Annotated in this window: 13 protein-coding genes; 6 read left to right on the top strand and 7 right to left on the bottom strand. The window is 61.2% G+C overall.

What is annotated here, in order from left to right; all coding sequences use genetic code 11:
- The 4 genes from hslV to priA all read right to left on the bottom strand — a co-directional run bounded on the left by hslV (position 1) and on the right by priA (position 5,141).
- Positions 1-531, bottom strand: coding sequence for an ATP-dependent protease subunit HslV (gene hslV, locus ACSJLU_RS24030; protein ID WP_004931085.1), 531 nt, complete (start codon positions 529-531; stop codon positions 1-3).
- Between the two features lie 102 nt (positions 532-633).
- Positions 634-1,560 (bottom strand): cell division protein FtsN, encoded by a 927-nt coding sequence (gene ftsN, locus ACSJLU_RS24025; RefSeq protein ID WP_342096785.1) that lies wholly within the window; start codon positions 1,558-1,560, stop codon positions 634-636.
- A gap of 65 nt (positions 1,561-1,625) precedes the next feature.
- The gene (cytR, locus tag ACSJLU_RS24020) at positions 1,626-2,654 is read right to left on the bottom strand and encodes a DNA-binding transcriptional regulator CytR (RefSeq protein WP_038872675.1); all 1,029 of its coding nucleotides are present in this window, start codon (positions 2,652-2,654) and stop codon (positions 1,626-1,628) included.
- 291 nt (positions 2,655-2,945) lie between these two features.
- Entirely contained in the window at positions 2,946-5,141 is a 2,196-nt protein-coding gene (priA, locus tag ACSJLU_RS24015; protein ID WP_033654545.1) for a primosomal protein N', read from the bottom strand.
- A 200-nt stretch (positions 5,142-5,341) separates the two neighbouring features.
- Here priA and rpmE point away from each other — a divergent pair, with 200 nt between their 5' ends.
- Positions 5,342-5,557, top strand: coding sequence for a 50S ribosomal protein L31 (rpmE, locus tag ACSJLU_RS24010; protein WP_004931078.1), 216 nt, complete (start codon positions 5,342-5,344; stop codon positions 5,555-5,557).
- Between the two features lie 77 nt (positions 5,558-5,634).
- Here rpmE and metJ read toward each other — a convergent pair whose 3' ends face one another.
- Entirely contained in the window at positions 5,635-5,952 is a 318-nt protein-coding gene (gene metJ / locus ACSJLU_RS24005; protein ID WP_006317756.1) for a met regulon transcriptional regulator MetJ, read from the bottom strand.
- Between the two features lie 304 nt (positions 5,953-6,256).
- Between metJ and metB the strand changes: the two genes are divergently transcribed.
- The 3 genes from metB to metF all read left to right on the top strand — a co-directional run bounded on the left by metB (position 6,257) and on the right by metF (position 10,981).
- Positions 6,257-7,417 (top strand): cystathionine gamma-synthase, encoded by a 1,161-nt coding sequence (gene metB / locus ACSJLU_RS24000; protein WP_060448501.1) that lies wholly within the window; start codon positions 6,257-6,259, stop codon positions 7,415-7,417.
- A 2-nt stretch (positions 7,418-7,419) separates the two neighbouring features.
- Complete coding sequence (locus tag ACSJLU_RS23995; RefSeq protein ID WP_043140969.1) at positions 7,420-9,855, top strand: bifunctional aspartate kinase/homoserine dehydrogenase II; 2,436 nt, start codon at positions 7,420-7,422, stop codon at positions 9,853-9,855.
- Positions 9,856-10,084: 229 nt separating this feature from the next.
- Positions 10,085-10,981, top strand: coding sequence for a methylenetetrahydrofolate reductase (gene metF / locus ACSJLU_RS23990; RefSeq protein WP_004931071.1), 897 nt, complete (start codon positions 10,085-10,087; stop codon positions 10,979-10,981).
- A 106-nt stretch (positions 10,982-11,087) separates the two neighbouring features.
- Here metF and ppc read toward each other — a convergent pair whose 3' ends face one another.
- Both ppc and argE read right to left on the bottom strand, forming a co-directional pair.
- Positions 11,088-13,724, bottom strand: coding sequence for a phosphoenolpyruvate carboxylase (gene ppc, locus ACSJLU_RS23985; RefSeq protein ID WP_025304657.1), 2,637 nt, complete (start codon positions 13,722-13,724; stop codon positions 11,088-11,090).
- Between the two features lie 257 nt (positions 13,725-13,981).
- Positions 13,982-15,127: an acetylornithine deacetylase gene (gene argE / locus ACSJLU_RS23980; protein WP_342096783.1), complete on the bottom strand. Its 1,146-nt coding sequence runs from the start codon at positions 15,125-15,127 to the stop codon at positions 13,982-13,984.
- Between the two features lie 216 nt (positions 15,128-15,343).
- On the opposite strand from argE, the gene argC reads away from it, so the two are divergent.
- Both argC and argB read left to right on the top strand, forming a co-directional pair.
- Positions 15,344-16,348 (top strand): N-acetyl-gamma-glutamyl-phosphate reductase, encoded by a 1,005-nt coding sequence (argC, locus tag ACSJLU_RS23975; protein ID WP_025304655.1) that lies wholly within the window; start codon positions 15,344-15,346, stop codon positions 16,346-16,348.
- Between the two features lie 20 nt (positions 16,349-16,368).
- Positions 16,369-17,142: an acetylglutamate kinase gene (gene argB, locus ACSJLU_RS23970; RefSeq protein ID WP_016929723.1), complete on the top strand. Its 774-nt coding sequence runs from the start codon at positions 16,369-16,371 to the stop codon at positions 17,140-17,142.
- Positions 17,143-17,146 lie beyond the last annotated feature (4 nt).

The following is a 17,146-nucleotide window of genomic DNA, read 5'->3' as shown; positions in this document are numbered from 1 at the left end:
TTACGCTTTGGAAGGCAATTCTTCAATGGTGTGGAAATGGTTGGTGTAAATACAGATGTCGCCGGCGATGTTGAGGGATTTCTCAACGATGTCGCGGGCGCTCAGCTCGGTATTTTCCAACATGGCGCGGGCTGCGGCCTGGGCGTACGGGCCGCCGGAGCCGATGGCGATCAGATCGTTTTCCGGCTGCACCACATCGCCGTTGCCGGTGATGATCAGCGAGGCGGTTTCATCGGCGACCGCCAGCAGCGCTTCGAGCTTGCGCAGCATGCGGTCGGTGCGCCAGTCTTTCGCCAGCTCGACGGCGGCTTTCACCAGGTGGCCCTGATGCATTTCCAGTTTGCGTTCAAACAGTTCAAACAGCGTGAAGGCGTCAGCGGTGCCACCGGCGAAACCGGCGATCACTTTGTCGTTATACAGGCGACGCACTTTCTTGACGTTACCCTTCATCACCGTATTACCCAGGGTTGCCTGGCCATCACCACCGATGACGACCTGGCCGTTGCGGCGTACGCTTACAATTGTTGTCACGAGCAGACCCTCGTTAAAGACGGAAAGAAGTCCCCGTAGCGCCTGCTTTCGCAGACGCTACGAGGCATATTGAGAGTATAGATGGGGGGGGATTGACGCTTTTCAACCCCCAACGGAGAGGGGAATGCAACTCGACATGCCGACGCCCTTCAGGCGCGAAAGGGTTTTGTCCGCGGCGGCGCGGCTGCTGTACGGGCCGAGCACCACGCGATTCCAACCGCCGCCGGCGGTGATGCGGCTCTCGATGCCTTCGAACGCCAGGCGCGCACGCACGGATTCAGCCTGATCGGTGGCGCGGAACGAACCGCATTGCACCATCCACTTCTGCTTCGACTCCGGTTTGGTTTCCTGCTTGGCCGTTTCCTGTTTCACTTCCGGTTTGGGCTCCGGCTTCGGTTGCGGCTTCGGCTCAGGCTGTTTCACCTGCACCGGTTGCTGGGCAGTCGGTTTTGGCTGCGGGTGCACCGGCGCGGTAGTGGCCCCGTTGCTGAACGGGTTGCGCGGCGGCTGGCTGACCTGCTGCTGTTGCTGTACCGGCTGCTGCTGCATTTGCTGTTGTTGCATCTGCTGCTGGCGGGTGCTGCGCGCGTTGGCCTGGCCCGGATCGTTATACGGCACTTCGTTCAGCTGCGTCGGGCGCTGCTGCATATCGGCCTGCATCTGCTCCAGCAGCTGCCGCTGTTCGGCGGTCAGCTGAGTTTTGGAATTGAGCTCGCCGCCGGCCGTCGGTTCGGTCGGGGTTTGCACGCCGATCTGCCGGTTTTCCAGCTCTTTGATGTAGCGCCAGCGCTCTTCCGGCTTCGGCGGCAGGCCGTTGCCGGGGCGCGTGGTGTGCGCAGGCAACAACGGCGCGTCTTCCGGCTTGTTGTGGGTAATGAAATAGAGGCCACCGACAAAGACAACCAGCAACGCGGCGGCTAACGCCAGCACGGTTTTGGAAACCTTCGGAGAACTGCGTTTTTTACGGCTGGGGGTTTTACGCTTAGCTCCTGCTGCGCGCCCACGGCTTACATAGTCTTTTTGTGCCACTATTATTCCGCTGTGTCCTGATGAGAGGATAAGTCCGTCATGTTACTGAACCCTAAAATATTTGACTAGCGTTTCGGGGCAGCGGTGCTGCCTCTGATAATCAATTCACTGTCCAATAGCCGGGAGCCGCTGGCCACCGTCTGGCCGTTCAACTGCTCCAACAGCAACAACATCGCCTGCTGGCCGATCTGGAAGCGCGGCTGCGCCACCGTGGTCAGCGGCGGATCGCAATACTGCGCCAGCTTGAGGTCATCAAAGCCGACGATCGACAGATCCTGCGGTATCCGCAGCCCCATTTTCTTCGCCTGGGACAGCACGCCGATCGCCATGACATCGCTGTGGCAGAATACCGCCGTTGGCGGTTTCGGCTGCGCCATCAGCGCCGTCAGCGCTTGCGCGCCGGCTTCGTAGGTAAAATCACCCCGGGTAATATAGCTGCTTTCGACGGTAATGCCATTACGACGTAGCGCTTGAACGTAACCCTGCAGCCGATAATGGCTCAGCGGCATCTGTTCCGGCCCGGCGACGCAGGCGATCTGCCGGTGGCCCAATTGATGCAAATAATGCACGGCTTCAAAGGCGGCGGTCAGGTTGTCGATGTGCACCGTCGGCAGTTCCAGCTCGGGGGCGAACTCGTTGGCCATCACCATCGGCGGCAGGTTGCGCTGTTCTTCCTTGCTGGCATCGAACGGCAGGTTGGAGCCCAGCAGCAGCATGCCGTCGATCTGTTTGGTGATGATCAGATTGACGAAGGTGCGCTCTTGCTGGTTTTGCTGCGCGCAGTCGCCGATCAGCACCAGATAGCCTTGTTGGGCGGCGGTCTGTTCGATCCCCTGGATCACATCGGCGAAAAACGGATCGCAGATGTCGGGCACGATCACCAGGATGGTGCGGGATTCGTTGCGCTTGATATTGCGTGACAGAGCATGAGGAGAATAACCCACGGCCAGGACGGCCTGTTCCACCTTCTGGCGCGTCGGCGTTGACACCTTTTCCGGGTTCATCAGCGCACGCGATACGGTAGCCGTTGAAACGCCCGCCATTTCGGCGACGTCTTTCATGGTCGCCATGGATAACTCTTTCTTGTGTTCCAACGCCTTTCTCCTTGCGTCAGCCCCATGCCGACGCCACTACTGCTGTTTGCTCACAATGTCCGGCATGCGGTGGCGAGATTGTTGTCATTGAGCGCCACTCGCGTTCGGGCACTCCGTCGCGCTGCGATGTGGCGACAAAATTTGCCCTCGCAGACATTCTAAACAGAATACGCCCCGCCTTTGTTACCTAATTTGCATAAAAAATGTGACCTGAGAAGGTTTTTTAGCGTTCGCTCGCAATTTCAAGGGTAAACGTTTGCACTGCGGCAGCTAAATCGGACTTTTCCGGGATCAGCTGTCGATCGGATCGACATCCAGCGTCCATTTCACCTTGCGCGTTTGCGGCAGGGTGCCGATCAGCGGCAGCGAGCTTTTCATCAGCTGTTGCAGGACGCGCCGCGTCGGGTGCTGCAGCAGCAGCTGCCAGCGGAAACGGCCGCCGCGTTTGGACTGCAGCGCCGGCACCGGGCCCATCACCCACAGCGAGTCGTCCTTCAGCGGGCTGGCTTCCAGCAGGTTGCGCAGCTGCTGCAGGAACAGCGGGGCCTGCTGGTTGTCGTGATCTTCGGCGCGCACGATGATGTGGCTGGTGTAAGGCGGCAGAAACACGCTGTTGCGCTCCGCCAGCGTCTGTTTGGCGAAGGCGTCGTAACCCTGTTGCAGCAGCACCTGCAGCAGCGGGTGCTCCGGATGGTGGGTTTGCAGCAGCACTTCCCCCTGCTTGCCCGCACGGCCGGCCCGCCCGGAGACCTGGGTATACAGCTGAGCGAAACGCTCGGCGGAGCGGAAGTCGGCGGAGAACAGCGCGCCGTCCACGTCCAGCAACGCCACCAGGGTGACGTCGGGAAAATGGTGGCCCTTGGCCAGCATCTGCGTGCCGATCAAAATGCGCGCTTCGCCGCGATGGATATCCGCCAGATGCTGCTCAAGCGCTCCCTTGCGGCTGGTGGTGTCGCGATCGATGCGGGTGATCGGCGTATCGGGGAACAGCGGCGCCAGCTCCTGCTCCAGCTGTTCGGTGCCGACGCCGACCGACACCAGGTGGGTGGAGCCGCACTGTGGGCACTGGTGCGGCACCGGCCGCTGGCTGTCGCAGTGGTGGCAGCGCAGCTGGCGCTGATGCTGGTGGAAGGTGTAGTAGTGATCGCAGCGCTGGCATTCGGCGATCCAGCCGCACTCGTGGCACAGCAGCGCCGGGGCGTAACCGCGGCGGTTGAGGAACAGCATCACCTGATTGCCGGCTTTTAAATGGTGCTGCATGCTCTTCAGCAGCGGCTGCGACAGGCCGACCTTCAGCGGCAGCCCCTTCAGATCGATCAGGTGCTGCGCCGCCGGTTTGGCGTTGCCCGCGCGCTGGGTGAGCTTCAGTTGGCGGTATTTGCCCAGCTGCACGTTGTGCAGCGTTTCCAATGCCGGGGTCGCGGAGCCCATCACCATCGGGATATCCTCTTCCCGGGCGCGGAACACCGCCAGATCGCGGGCGTGGTAGCGCCAGCCTTCCTGTTGTTTATAAGAGCTGTCGTGCTCTTCGTCGATGATGATCACGCCCAGCTGACGGAACGGCGTGAACAGCGCCGAGCGGGTGCCGATGACGATGGCGGCTTCGCCGCTGCGCGCGCGCAGCCAAACCGCCAGCCGCTCGCTGTCGTTCAGGCCGGAGTGCAGTACGTCTACCGGCGCGTTGAAGCGCTCGCGAAAGCGGGCGATGGTTTGCGGCGTCAGGCCGATTTCCGGCACCAGCACCAGCGCCTGCCGGCCTTTGGCCAGCACGTTCTCCAGTACGCTGAGGTAGACCTCGGTCTTGCCGGAGCCGGTCACCCCGGCCAGCAGCCAGGCGGCGAACTGCTCATCCTCGCTTCTGATCGCCCCGACGGCGGTAGCCTGTTCAGTGTTCAGCCGCAGCCGCTCGCCGAGCACCGCGAAGTTGGGGCGCCAGTCGTGCGTATCCGCGACCTGAGCGCGCAGATCGATCAGCCCTTTGGCGCGCAGTGCCTGCAGGGCGCTTTCCGTCAGCTCCAGCTGGCTGACCTGGTGGCGATAGACCGGGCGTTGCAGCAGCGCCGCCAGCGCCTGCTGCTGTTTCGGCGCGCGTTTCAGGCTTTCGGGCGGGGTGGCACGCCCCTCTTCGGTGGCGAACCATTGCCACAGCGGCGCGGCTTCGGCCGGTTTGCCTTGCCGCAGCAGGATCGGCAGCGCATGGAACAGCACCTCGCCGATGGGGTAGTGATAGTAATCGCTGGCCCAGCGCAGGATGCGCCACAGGCTGGGGGAGAACAGCGACTCGGCGTCGATCACGCTGTCGATCGGTTTGAGCTTGTCCAGCGGCAGTTCGCTGGTGTCGCTGCAGCCGGTGACGATGCCGATCGCATGCTGCCTGCCCCAGGGCACGCCCACGCGCGCGCCGGCCACCGGCTGCATGCCGGGCGGCAGCAGATAGTCGAAGGTGCGGGCGAGGGGGACCGGCAAGGCAACGTGTACGACGGGCATGATCTCATCCAAATTGAAAAAAAGTGGGCATCAGTTTACACGGCGCATCGGCAAATGTACGGTTCCGATTGCGCGCCTCGGCTAATGCTGTATAATTTGCCGCCTTTGGTATAATTCGATACCAAAATTCTATTATCAACCACGTGTGGTGTCTGGCGAAACAGGGCTGGATAGCGACACGGCCTTAACTGAGGTTTCCCATGAAACAAGGTATCCACCCAAAATACGAAGAAGTTACTGCTAACTGCTCTTGCGGTAACGTGATGAAGATCCGCTCCACCGTGGGCCACGATCTGAACCTGGACGTTTGTGGCGCATGCCACCCGTTCTACACTGGCAAGCAGCGTGACGTTGCTACCGGTGGCCGCGTTGACCGCTTCAACAAGCGTTTCAGCGTACCAGGCGCTAAGAAATAAGATTTCTTATCGTCCGATGAAAAAGGCGCCTTGGGCGCCTTTTTTCGTTTCTGCCGCCGGCGTTCGCCGGGCGGTTCTCAATATTCCCAGGTATCGGGATCGACACCCAGTTCGCGCATCAACACTTTTGCGGCTTCCGGGATTTCATCGCTGCGCTCTTTGCGCAGGTCTTCATCGTTCGGCAGCGGCTGGCCGGTAAAGGCATGCAGAAACGCTTCGCACAGCAGTTCGCTGTTGGTGGCGTGGCGCAGGTTGTTCACCTGGCGACGGGTCCGTTCGTCGGTGAGGATTTTCAGGACCTTCAGCGGAATGGATACCGTGATCTTTTTGACTTGCTCGCTTTTTTTACCGTGTTCAGCGTAAGGGCTGACATACTCGCCGTTCCACTCAGCCATGGGACACCTTAACTTTGTCAGAAAAATTACAAAATTCTAAAAACCGGCCAATTATGCCCGATCTTCACTGTTCTCACTAAATAAATGTCAATTTTACGCGACCAAGGTCACTGAATGCCCCGCTTCGGTCAGGCATTGCCGCTTAACATCTTATCGTCATGTCATATCGGCATAATTTTAGCGGGTATTGTGTCATTGCTCAATCTATACGCAAAGAAGTTTAGATGTCCAGATGTATTGACGTCTATCAATCCTGCGATTACTCTTTAGGCCTCATTCACCGAACCGAGAGCCGAGCGAGACCATGACGCGTAAACCAGCCACGATTGCCGTACGCAGCGGCCTGAACGATGACGAACAGTACGGCTGCGTCGTCCCGCCGATTCATCTGTCCAGCACCTATAACTTTACCGACTTCAACCAACCCCGAGCCCATGACTACTCGCGCCGCGGCAACCCGACGCGCGACGTGGTGCAACGTGCGCTGGCGGAGCTGGAAGGCGGCGCCGGCGCGGTGATGACCGGCAGCGGGATGTCGGCGATCCATCTGGTGACCACTGTGCTGCTGAAGCCCGGCGATCTGCTGGTGGCGCCGCACGACTGCTACGGCGGCAGCTATCGGTTGTTCGACAGCCTGAGCAAGCGCGGCGCCTATCGCGTGCTGTTCGTCGATCAGGGTAATGAAGAAGCCTTGCAGCAGGCGCTGGCACAAAAGCCGAAGCTGGTGCTGATTGAAAGCCCCAGCAATCCGCTGCTGCGGGTGGTGGATATCGCGGCGATCTGCGCGGCCGCGCACGCGGCGGGCGCGTTGACGGTGGTGGACAACACCTTCCTCAGCCCGGCCCTGCAACAGCCGATCGAACTCGGTGCCGATCTGGTGGTCCATTCTTGCACCAAATACCTGAATGGGCATTCGGACGTGGTGGCCGGCGCGGTGATTGCCAAAGATCCCGAGCTGGCGGTCGAATTGGCTTGGTGGGCGAACAATATCGGTGTAACCGGCGGTGCGTTCGACAGCTATCTGCTGCTGCGCGGCATGCGCACGCTGTCGCCGCGCATCAAGGCGGCGCAGCAAAACGCCGAAGCGATTGTCGGTTATTTACAGCAGCAACCGCTGGTGAAAAAGCTGTATCATCCCTCCCTGCCGGAAAATCCGGGGCATGAGATCGCCCGCCGGCAGCAGCGTGGTTTCGGCGCGATGCTGAGTTTTGAACTGGACGGCGATGAAGCGGTGCTGCGCCGTTTTCTCTCTGCCCTTGAGCTGTTTACTCTGGCAGAATCGCTGGGCGGCGTAGAAAGCCTGATCTCGCATGCAGCGACCATGACCCACGCCGGCATGGCGGCGGAGGCGCGGGCAGCGGCCGGCATCTCCGAGAGCCTGCTGCGCATTTCCGTGGGTATTGAAGACAGTGAAGATTTGATTGCCGATCTGGAACGCGCTTTCCAGGCGGCGGCAACGAGGTAAGCATGAATGCAATTGCTGTAGCAGGGCCGGTGAGCGGGCGTCAACTGCACAAGTTTGGCGGCAGCAGTCTGGCGGATGTGAAGTGTTATCTGCGTGTGGCCGGGATTATGGCGGAATACAGCCAGCCGGGCGACATGATGGTGGTATCGGCCGCCGGCAGTACCACCAACCAGTTGATCAACTGGCTGAAGCTCAGCCAGAGCGATCGCCTGTCTGCGCACCAGGTGCAGCAGACGTTGCGTCGTTATCACAGCGATCTTATCAGCGGCCTGTTGCCGCCGGAAAGCGCAGAGCCGCTGATCGCCGAGTTCATTCAGGATCTGGAACGTCTGGCGGTGCTGCTGGACGGTAAAGCTGACGAGGTGTGCTATGCCGAAGTGGTCGGGCACGGCGAGATCTGGTCGGCGCGCCTGATGGCGGCGGTGCTCAACCACCTGGATATGCAGGCGGCCTGGCTGGATGCGCGTGATTTCCTGCGCGCCGAACGCGCCGCGCAGCCGCAGGTGGATGAAGGCCGTTCTTATCCGCTGCTGCAGCAATTGTTGGCTCAACATCCGGGCAAGCGCCTGGTGGTGACCGGCTTCATTTCGCGCAACGACGCCGGGGAAACCGTGCTGTTGGGGCGCAATGGCAGTGATTACTCCGCCACTCAGGTCGGCGCGCTGGCCGGCGCTGCGCGCGTCACCATCTGGAGCGACGTGGCCGGGGTATACAGCGCCGACCCGCGCAAGGTGAAAGACGCCTGCCTGCTGCCGCTGCTGCGCCTGGACGAAGCCAGCGAGCTGGCGCGTCTGGCTGCGCCGGTGTTGCACACCCGTACCCTGCAGCCGGTCTCCGGCAGCGATATCGATCTTCAGCTGCGCTGCAGCTACCAGCCGGAGCAGGGCTCGACGCGCATCGAGCGCGTATTGGCGTCCGGCACCGGCGCCAAGATTGTCACCAGCCACGATGACGTGTGCCTGATTGAGCTGCACGTCGCCGCTCAGCATGACTTCAAACTGGCGCAGAAAGAGTTGGATCTGGTGCTCAAACGCGCGCAGATCAAACCGCTGGCGGTGGGCATCCATCCTGACCGCAATCGGGTGCAGCTGTGCTACACCTCCGAGGTGGTCAACAGCGCACTGGCGATCCTGCAGGCCTCGGCGCTGCCGGGTGAACTGCATCTGCGTGAAGGGTTGGCGCTGGTGGCGATGGTCGGCGCCGGGGTATGCAAGAACCCGCTGCACAGCCACCGTTTCTATCAGCAACTGAAAGATCAGCCGGTCGAATTTATCTGGCAGGCGGAAGATGGCATCAGCCTGGTGGCGGTATTGCGCCAGGGGCCGACCGCGCTACTGATTCAGGGGCTGCACCAAAGCCTGTTCCGCGCCGAGAAGCGCATCGGTCTGGTGCTGTTCGGCAAGGGCAACATCGGGTCGCGCTGGCTGGAGCTGTTCGCCCGTGAACAGACCAATATCTCCGCGCGCAGCGGCTTCGAATTTATCCTGGCGGGGGTGGTGGACAGCCGCCGCAGCCTGCTGAACTATGACGGGCTGGACGCCAGCCGCGCGCTGGCATTCTTTGAGGACGAAGCGCAGGAGCTGGATGAAGAATCGCTGTTCCTGTGGATGCGCGCGCACCCGTTCGACGATCTGGTGGTGCTCGACGTGACCGCCAGCGAAGAGCTGGCTGGGCAGTATCTGGATTTCGCCAGCTACGGTTTTCACGTGATCAGCGCCAACAAGTTGGCGGGGGCCTCGTGCAGCGACAGCTATCGCCAAATACGCGACGCCTTCGCCAAAACCGGCCGCCACTGGCTGTATAACGCCACCGTCGGCGCCGGGCTGCCGGTCAACCATACGGTGCGCGATCTGCGCGACAGCGGCGACAGCATTCTGGCGATCAGCGGCATCTTCTCCGGCACGCTTTCCTGGCTGTTCCTGCAATATGACGGCACGGTGCCGTTCACCGAGCTGGTGGATCAGGCCTGGCAGCAGGGGCTAACCGAACCGGATCCGCGGGTCGATCTCTCCGGCCAGGACGTGATGCGCAAGCTGGTGATCCTGGCGCGCGAGGCGGGCTACGACATCGAACCGAACCAGGTGCGGGTCGAGTCGCTGGTGCCGGCGGGCTGCGAGCTGGGCTCCGTCGATCAGTTCTTCGAGAACGGTGAGGCGCTGAATCAGCAGATGCAGCAGCGCTTTGAGGCCGCCAGCGAAATGGGCCTGGTGCTGCGTCACGTGGCGCGTTTCGACGCCAACGGCAAGGCGCGGGTCGGTGTGGAGGCGGTGCGCCCTGAGCACCCGCTGGCCTCGCTGCTGCCGTGCGACAACGTGTTTGCCATCGAAAGCCGCTGGTATCGCGATAATCCGCTGGTGATCCGCGGGCCGGGCGCCGGCCGCGACGTGACCGCCGGCGCTATCCAGTCAGACCTTAACCGTTTGGCGCAGCTGCTTTAATCCTCTGCGGGCGCGGGCTCACCGCGCCCCTTTGCTTTTCCTGCCATACTTATCTTTGCCGCGATCATGAAATTCCCTCGTTGAGCGGGTGAGGATTAATCATCTTATTCCCCTCATTTTCCTGTTGACTCTTTAGCCAACATGCGGCATTTTCTATCTAGACGTCTAAACGTATAGACGCTCATCAAGATGAAATAAAAACAGTGATCGATAAAGAGGTGAGCAGGGTATGAGTTTTTTCCACGCAAACCAGCGGGAAGCGCTGAATCAGAGTCTGGCGGAGTTGAACGGCCAGATTAACGTATCATTCGAGTTCTTCCCGCCACGCACCAGCGAGATGGAAGAGACCCTGTGGCAGTCGATCGATCGTCTGAGCATCCTCAAACCTAAATTCGTTTCCGTCACCTACGGCGCCAATTCCGGCGAGCGCGATCGCACCCACAGCATCATCAAGGGGATCAAGGAGCGCACCGGCCTGGAGGCGGCGCCGCACCTGACCTGCATCGACGCCAGCCCGGCGCAGCTGCGCGACATTGCGACCGATTACTGGAACAGCGGCATCCGCCATATCGTGGCGCTGCGCGGCGATCTGCCGCCGGGCGGCGGCAAGCCGGACATGTACGCGACCGATCTGGTGGCGTTGCTGAAAGACGTGGGTGACTTCGACATTTCCGTCGCCGCCTACCCGGAAGTGCACCCGGAGGCGAAAAGCGCCCAGGCCGATTTGATTAACCTGAAACGCAAGATCGATGCCGGCGCCAGTCGCGCCATTACCCAGTTCTTCTTCGACGTTGAGAGCTACCTGCGCTTTCGCGACCGCTGCGTTGCCGCCGGCATCGACGTGGAAATCGTGCCGGGCATTCTGCCGGTGTCCAACTTCAAGCAGCTGCAGCGCTTCGCCACCATGACCAACGTGCGGGTGCCAAGCTGGATGACCAGCATGTTCGAAGGGCTGGACGACGATGCGGAGACCCGCAAAATGGTCGGCGCCAACATCGCCATGGACATGGTGAAGATCCTGAGCCGCGAAGGGGTGAAAGATTTCCACTTCTATACGCTGAACCGTGCAGAGATGAGCTACGCGATCTGCCACACGCTGGGCGTGCGCCCGGTGGCCGCCGCCTGACAGGCTTGTTCCATTGAAAAGGGCGTCGCTTTACCGCGGCGCCCTTTTTTTGTGGGGGAAAGGCATAAAAAAACGGCCCCGATAAACGGGGCCGCGATGAGGCTCACTAGCCGGTGTTGCGCATCCCGGCGGCGACGCCGGCGATGGTGACCATCAGCGCCTGCTCCACTCGGGCGTCCGGCTGCTCCTGCTGACGCGAACGGTGCAGCAATTCGGCCTGCAAGACGTTCAGCGGGTCGGTGTAAACGTTGCGCAGCGCGATGGATTCAGCGATCCACGGCAGGTCTTCCATCAGGTGCGCATCGTTGGCGATGGTCAGCACCACCTTGATGTCGCTTTCCAGCTGATCGCGCAGCTGTTGACCCAGCGGCCACAGTGCTTTATCCACCAGGCGCTGATCGTAGTATTCCGCCAGCCACAGGTCGGCTTTGGCGAACACCATTTCCAGCATGGCGATACGGGTGGAGAAGAACGGCCAGTCGCGACACATCGCTTCCAGCTCCGCCTGTTTGCCGGCTTTCACCGCTTCCTGCAATCCGGCGCCGGCGCCGAGCCAGGCCGGCAGCATCAGGCGGTTCTGCGTCCAGGCGAAGATCCACGGAATGGCGCGCAGGCTCTCTACGCCGCCGTTCGGCTTGCGCTTGGCCGGGCGTGAACCCAGCGGCAGTTTGCCCAGCTCCAGCTCCGGCGTGGCCGCGCGGAAGTAAGGCACAAAGTCCGGGTTTTCACGCACGTAGCCGCGATACATCCGGCAAGAGGTCTCGGACAGATCGTCCATCAGCGCCCGCCATTCTTTCTTCGGTTCCGGCGGCGGCAGCAGGTTGGCCTCGAGGATCGCGCCGGCATACAGCGCCAGGCTGCTGATGGTGACTTCCGGCAGGCCGAACTTGAAGCGGATCATCTCGCCCTGTTCGGTGACGCGCAGGCCGCCCTTCAAGCTGCCCGGCGGCTGAGACAGCAGAGCCGCATGCGCCGGTGCGCCGCCGCGGCCGATGGAGCCGCCGCGGCCGTGGAACAGCGTCAGCGCTACGCCGGCCTTTTCACAGGTTTTGATCAGCGCGTCCTGCGCGCGGTACTGCGCCCAGGAAGCGGCCATCACGCCGGCGTCTTTCGCCGAGTCGGAGTAACCGATCATCACCATCTGTTTGCCCTGGATGAAGCCGCGATACCAGTCGATGTTCAGCAACTGGGTCATCACGTCGTCGGCGTTGTTCAGGTCGTCGAGGGTTTCGAACAGCGGGGCGACCGGCAGCGCGAACGGGCAGCCGGCCTCCTTCAGCAGCAGGTGCACCGCCAACACGTCGGAAGGCGTGCGCGCCATCGAAATCACGTAGGCGGCGATCGAACCCTGCGGCGCTTCGGCGATCACCCGGCAGGTTTCCAGCACTTCCTGCGTATCGGCGCTCGGTTGCCATTTCAGCGGCACCAGCGGGCGTTTGGAGTTCAGTTCGCGGATCAGGAACGCCTGCTTATCGGCTTCCGACCAGCTTTCATAATCGCCCAGCCCCAGATAGCGGGTCAGCTCGGCGATGGCTTCGGTATGGCGGGTGCTTTCCTGGCGCACGTCGATACGCACCAGCGGCACGCCGAAGCAGCGCACGCGGCGCAGGGTATCCAGCAGTTGACCATTGGCGATGATGCCCATGCCGCAGGCCTGCAGCGACTGGTAGCAGGCATACAGCGGCTCCCACAGCTGCTCGTTGTTCACCAGCAGGTCGTGCGGTTTCAGCACGCGCTCGCCCTTCAGGCGACCTTCCAGATAGGCCTGGGAGCTCATCAGCTGGCTGCGCAGCTGCTTCATGATTTCGCGGTAAGGCTCCTGCACCTCATCGCCGCCGGCGCGGGCGCGCAGCTCAGGGGTGCACTCGGTCATCGACAGCTCGGAGACCAGCACTTGGATATCGCGGGTAAACAGGTCGCAGGCTTTCCAGCGGCTGAGCAGCAGCACATGGCGGGTAATTTCGGCGGTGACGTTCGGGTTGCCGTCGCGATCGCCGCCCATCCAGGAAGTGAAGCGCACCGGCACCGCTTCTACCGGCAGGCTGTAATCGATGGAGTTTTCCAGCTGTTCGTTGAATTCGCGCAGGAACGCCGGCACGCCTTCCCACAGGCTGTTTTCCACGACGGCAAAACCCCATTTGGCTTCGTCGATCGGAGAAGGGCGGTGTTTGCGAATTTCATCGGTGTGCCACGACTGGGCTACCAGCTGACGCAGGCGGCGCATGATCTTGTTGCGCTCGTAGTCGGCCAGATCGTTGTGATCGAGCTGGCTGAGGCAGGTGTTGACCTCCACCAGCTTGTGGATCAGGGTGCGGCGGGTGATCTCCGTCGGGTGTGCCGTCAGCACCAGCTCGATGGAGAGTTGCGACACCGCGTGCTGCAGCTCTTTGTCGCTGAGCTTTTTGTCTTTGAGGCGGCTGAACAGTTGAGCCAGCGCTTCCGGATTGCTGGCGGCTTCGCCGTTGGGCGAAATGCTGTGGTACTGCTCGGCGACGTTGGTCAGGTTGAGGAACTGGCTGAAGGCGCGCGCCACCGGCAGCAGCTCGTCGTTGGACAGGTTCTGCAGGGTGGAGAGCAGCTCCTGGCGATGCGCTTCGTTGCCGGCGCGTGAGGATTTGGAAAGCTTACGGATGGTCTCAACGCGATCGAGAATATGCTCGCCCAGCGCTTCTTTGATGGTATCGCCGAGCAATTTGCCGAGCATACTGACATTACTGCGCATTGCCGAATATTGTTCGTTCATATAACCCCTGACCCAGTTCTGTATGATTTTTATCTTGTAAATAAATTTCACGCGTCAGGCGCAGACCGCCTGCCTGATCACATCGCGTTCCTGTCCAATCGTCAATTGACACTATTTTTAGCAAAAAAACATCAAAATCGGCGCATTTTCTGAAATTTAATTACGCCTCGTGGGTTATCAGCGTGGCTTATTTCGCTGCCTTCTACTTATTTTGAGTTAGGGGAAGCATAAAGCATTTCCCCTGCTAAATGTCGGGTTTATTGCTGGCAAAAGTGATTGAGCAGCTGGCCCAACAGTTTGCGCGTCGGTTCGATAAACGCGGTGTCGATGTATTCGTCCGGCTGGTGGGCCTGATCGATGGAACCGGGGCCGAGCACCAACGTCGGGCAGACCTGCTGAACGAACGGCGCTTCGGTGCAGTAGTTGACCACCTGCGTGCGGGTGCCCAGCAGTTCCTCGATCACTGCCACCATGCGGTGGTCGGTCGGGCATTCGTAGCCCGGTACCGACGCGTGCAGCTCTTCGATGGTCAGGCGGCCTGGCCAGCGTTGGCTCATCGGCTCCAATGCCTGATGCATCAGTTCGTTGATGTTGTCGAGCGTCATGCCGGGCAGCGGGCGGATATCCAGGTGCAGCTCGCAGCAGGCGCAGATGCGGTTGGCCGCGTCGCCGCCGCTGATATGGCCGAAGTTCATGGTGGGATAAGGCACGGCGAACGCCGGGTTGTTGTAGCGCTCCTGCAGGGTTTTGCGCAGCTCCATCAGGCGGCCGATGGATTCGTGCATCAGATCGATGGCGTTGACGCCGCGTGCCGGATCGCTGGAGTGACCGGACTGGCCGACGATGCGAATGGCGTTGGCCATGTGGCCCTTGTGCGCGCGCACCGGCTGCAGCGAGGTCGGCTCACCGATGATGGCGAAATCTGGACGAATGGCGGTAGAGGCGGCGAAGTAACGCGCGCCGGCCATCGTCGTTTCTTCATCTGCGGTGGCTAAAATGTATAGCGGCTTGGTCAATTTGCTCGCGTCGATATCGCGCACCGCATCCAGAATAAAGGCGAAGAAGCCTTTCATGTCGGCGGTGCCTAGCCCGTAGAGCTTGTTGTCGTGCTCGGTCAGGGTGAAGGGATCGCGCGTCCAGCGGCCTTCGTCGTAAGGCACCGTATCGGTGTGGCCGGCCAGCAACAGGCCACCGCTGCCTTCGCCGATGCTGGCCAGCAGGTTGAATTTGTGGCGCGACTCCGGCACCGGCTGTACGTCGACGCGAAAGCCCAGGTCGGCAAACCATCCGGCCAGCAAGTTGATTAACGCCTCATTGCTCTGATCGAGGCCGGCATCGGTGGCGCTGATTGACGGAGTGGCGATCAACGCCCGGTACAGCTCAATAAATGGAGGTAATTTCATCTTCACTGTTGACAGCCTTTGGTTAGGATAGTATCAATATTCATGCATTTATTTTGAATAAAAATACAGTAAGCCGACGCGTAAGGGAACCCGATACCCGGATGTTTATAAAAGCATCAACGCCTGGCTCCGTGGGTGAACGGCGCAACAACGCTGGCTAGCCCTGTTACCTGGGTCGCAAGCGACCGCACGTCAGTTTAGAAGGTGAAAGGCCACATGTTGAATACGCTGATCGTTGGTGCCAGCGGTTACGCCGGAGCGGAGCTCACGGCTTACCTGAATCGCCACCCACACATGAACATAACCGCTTTAGCGGTTTCAGCGCAAAGTGCAGATGCAGGAAAGTTGCTTTCCGATCTCCATCCCCAGTTGAAAGGCATCGTCGATCTGCCGCTGCAACCGTTGACCGACGTTGCCAAGGCGGCGCAGGGCATCGACGTGGTGTTCCTCGCCACCGCCCATGAAGTCAGCCACGATATCGCACCGGCCTTCCTGGCGGCGGGCTGCGTGGTGTTCGATCTGTCCGGCGCCTTTCGCGTGCAGGACGCCGGTTTTTATAGCCAGTACTACGGTTTCGAGCATCAGCATGGCGCCCTGCTGGAGCAGGCGGTGTACGGCCTGGCGGAGTGGCAGAGCGACAAGATCAAACAGGCGCAGCTGATTGCCGTGCCGGGCTGTTACCCGACGGCGGCGCAGCTGGCGCTGAAACCGTTAATCGAAAAACAGCTGCTGAACCTCGACCAGTGGCCGGTGATCAACGCCACCAGCGGCGTTAGCGGCGCCGGTCGCAAGGCCAGCATGACCACCAGCTTCTGCGAAGTGAGCCTGCAGCCGTACGGTATTTTCACTCACCGGCACCAGCCGGAGATCGCCGCGCACCTGGGCGTGCCGGTTATCTTTACGCCGCACCTGGGCAACTTCCCGCGCGGCATCCTTGAAACCATCACCTGCCGCCTGAAGGCCGGCGTGACCGCGCAGGACGTCGCGGCCGCCTATCATGCCGCCTATGACGACAAGCCGCTGGTGCGGTTGTACGACCAGGGCGTGCCGGCGCTGAAAGCGGTGGTGGGGTTGCCGTTCTGCGATATCGGTTTTGCGGTGCAGGGCGAGCATCTGATCGCCGTCGCGGTGGAAGACAACCTGCTGAAAGGCGCGGCGGCGCAGGCGGTGCAATGCCTGAATATCCGTTTCGGCTTCCCGGAAACCCAGTCACTCCTTTAAACCAGCGTGAGTAAACAGCAATGAACCCGTTAATTATCAAGTTAGGTGGCGTGTTATTAGACAGTGAAGAAGCGCTGGAGCGTCTGTTTACCGCGCTGGACAGCTACCGCCAGCAGCATCAGCGTCCGCTGGTGATCGTGCACGGCGGCGGCTGCGTGGTGGACGAACTGATGAAGCAGCTTGCTTTGCCGGTGGTGAAAAAGAACGGCCTGCGGGTCACGCCGGCCGATCAGATCGACATCATCACTGGGGCGCTGGCCGGCACCGCCAACAAAACGCTGCTGGCGTGGGCGATTAAACACCAAATCAACGCCGTCGGCCTGAGCCTGGCGGACGGCGGCAGCGCGGTCGTGACCCCGCTCGATCCGGCATTGGGCCACGTCGGCAACGCGCAGCCCGGTTCGCCCGCGCTGCTCAATACCCTGCTGGGCGCCGGCTACCTGCCGGTTATCAGCTCCATCGGCATCACCGCCGAAGGGCAGTTAATGAACGTGAACGCCGATCAGGCGGCGACGGCGCTGGCGGCGACGCTGGGGGCGGACCTGATCCTGCTGTCGGACGTCAGCGGCATCCTCGACGGCAAGGGGCAACGCATTGCGGAAATGACGGCGCAAAAAGCGGAACAACTGATCGCGCAAGGCATCATCACCGATGGTATGGTGGTGAAGGTGAATGCGGCGCTCGACGCCGCCCGCACCCTCGGCCGCCCGGTGGATATCGCCAGCTGGCGCCATGCCGATCAGCTTCCTGCTTTGTTTAACGGCGTGTCGATTGGCACCCGGATCCTCGCTTAATTTT

The organism is Serratia bockelmannii (genome assembly GCF_051803255.1).
GTDB lineage: Bacteria > Pseudomonadota > Gammaproteobacteria > Enterobacterales > Enterobacteriaceae > Serratia > Serratia bockelmannii.
This window is presented reverse-complemented; position numbering and strand designations above follow the sequence as displayed.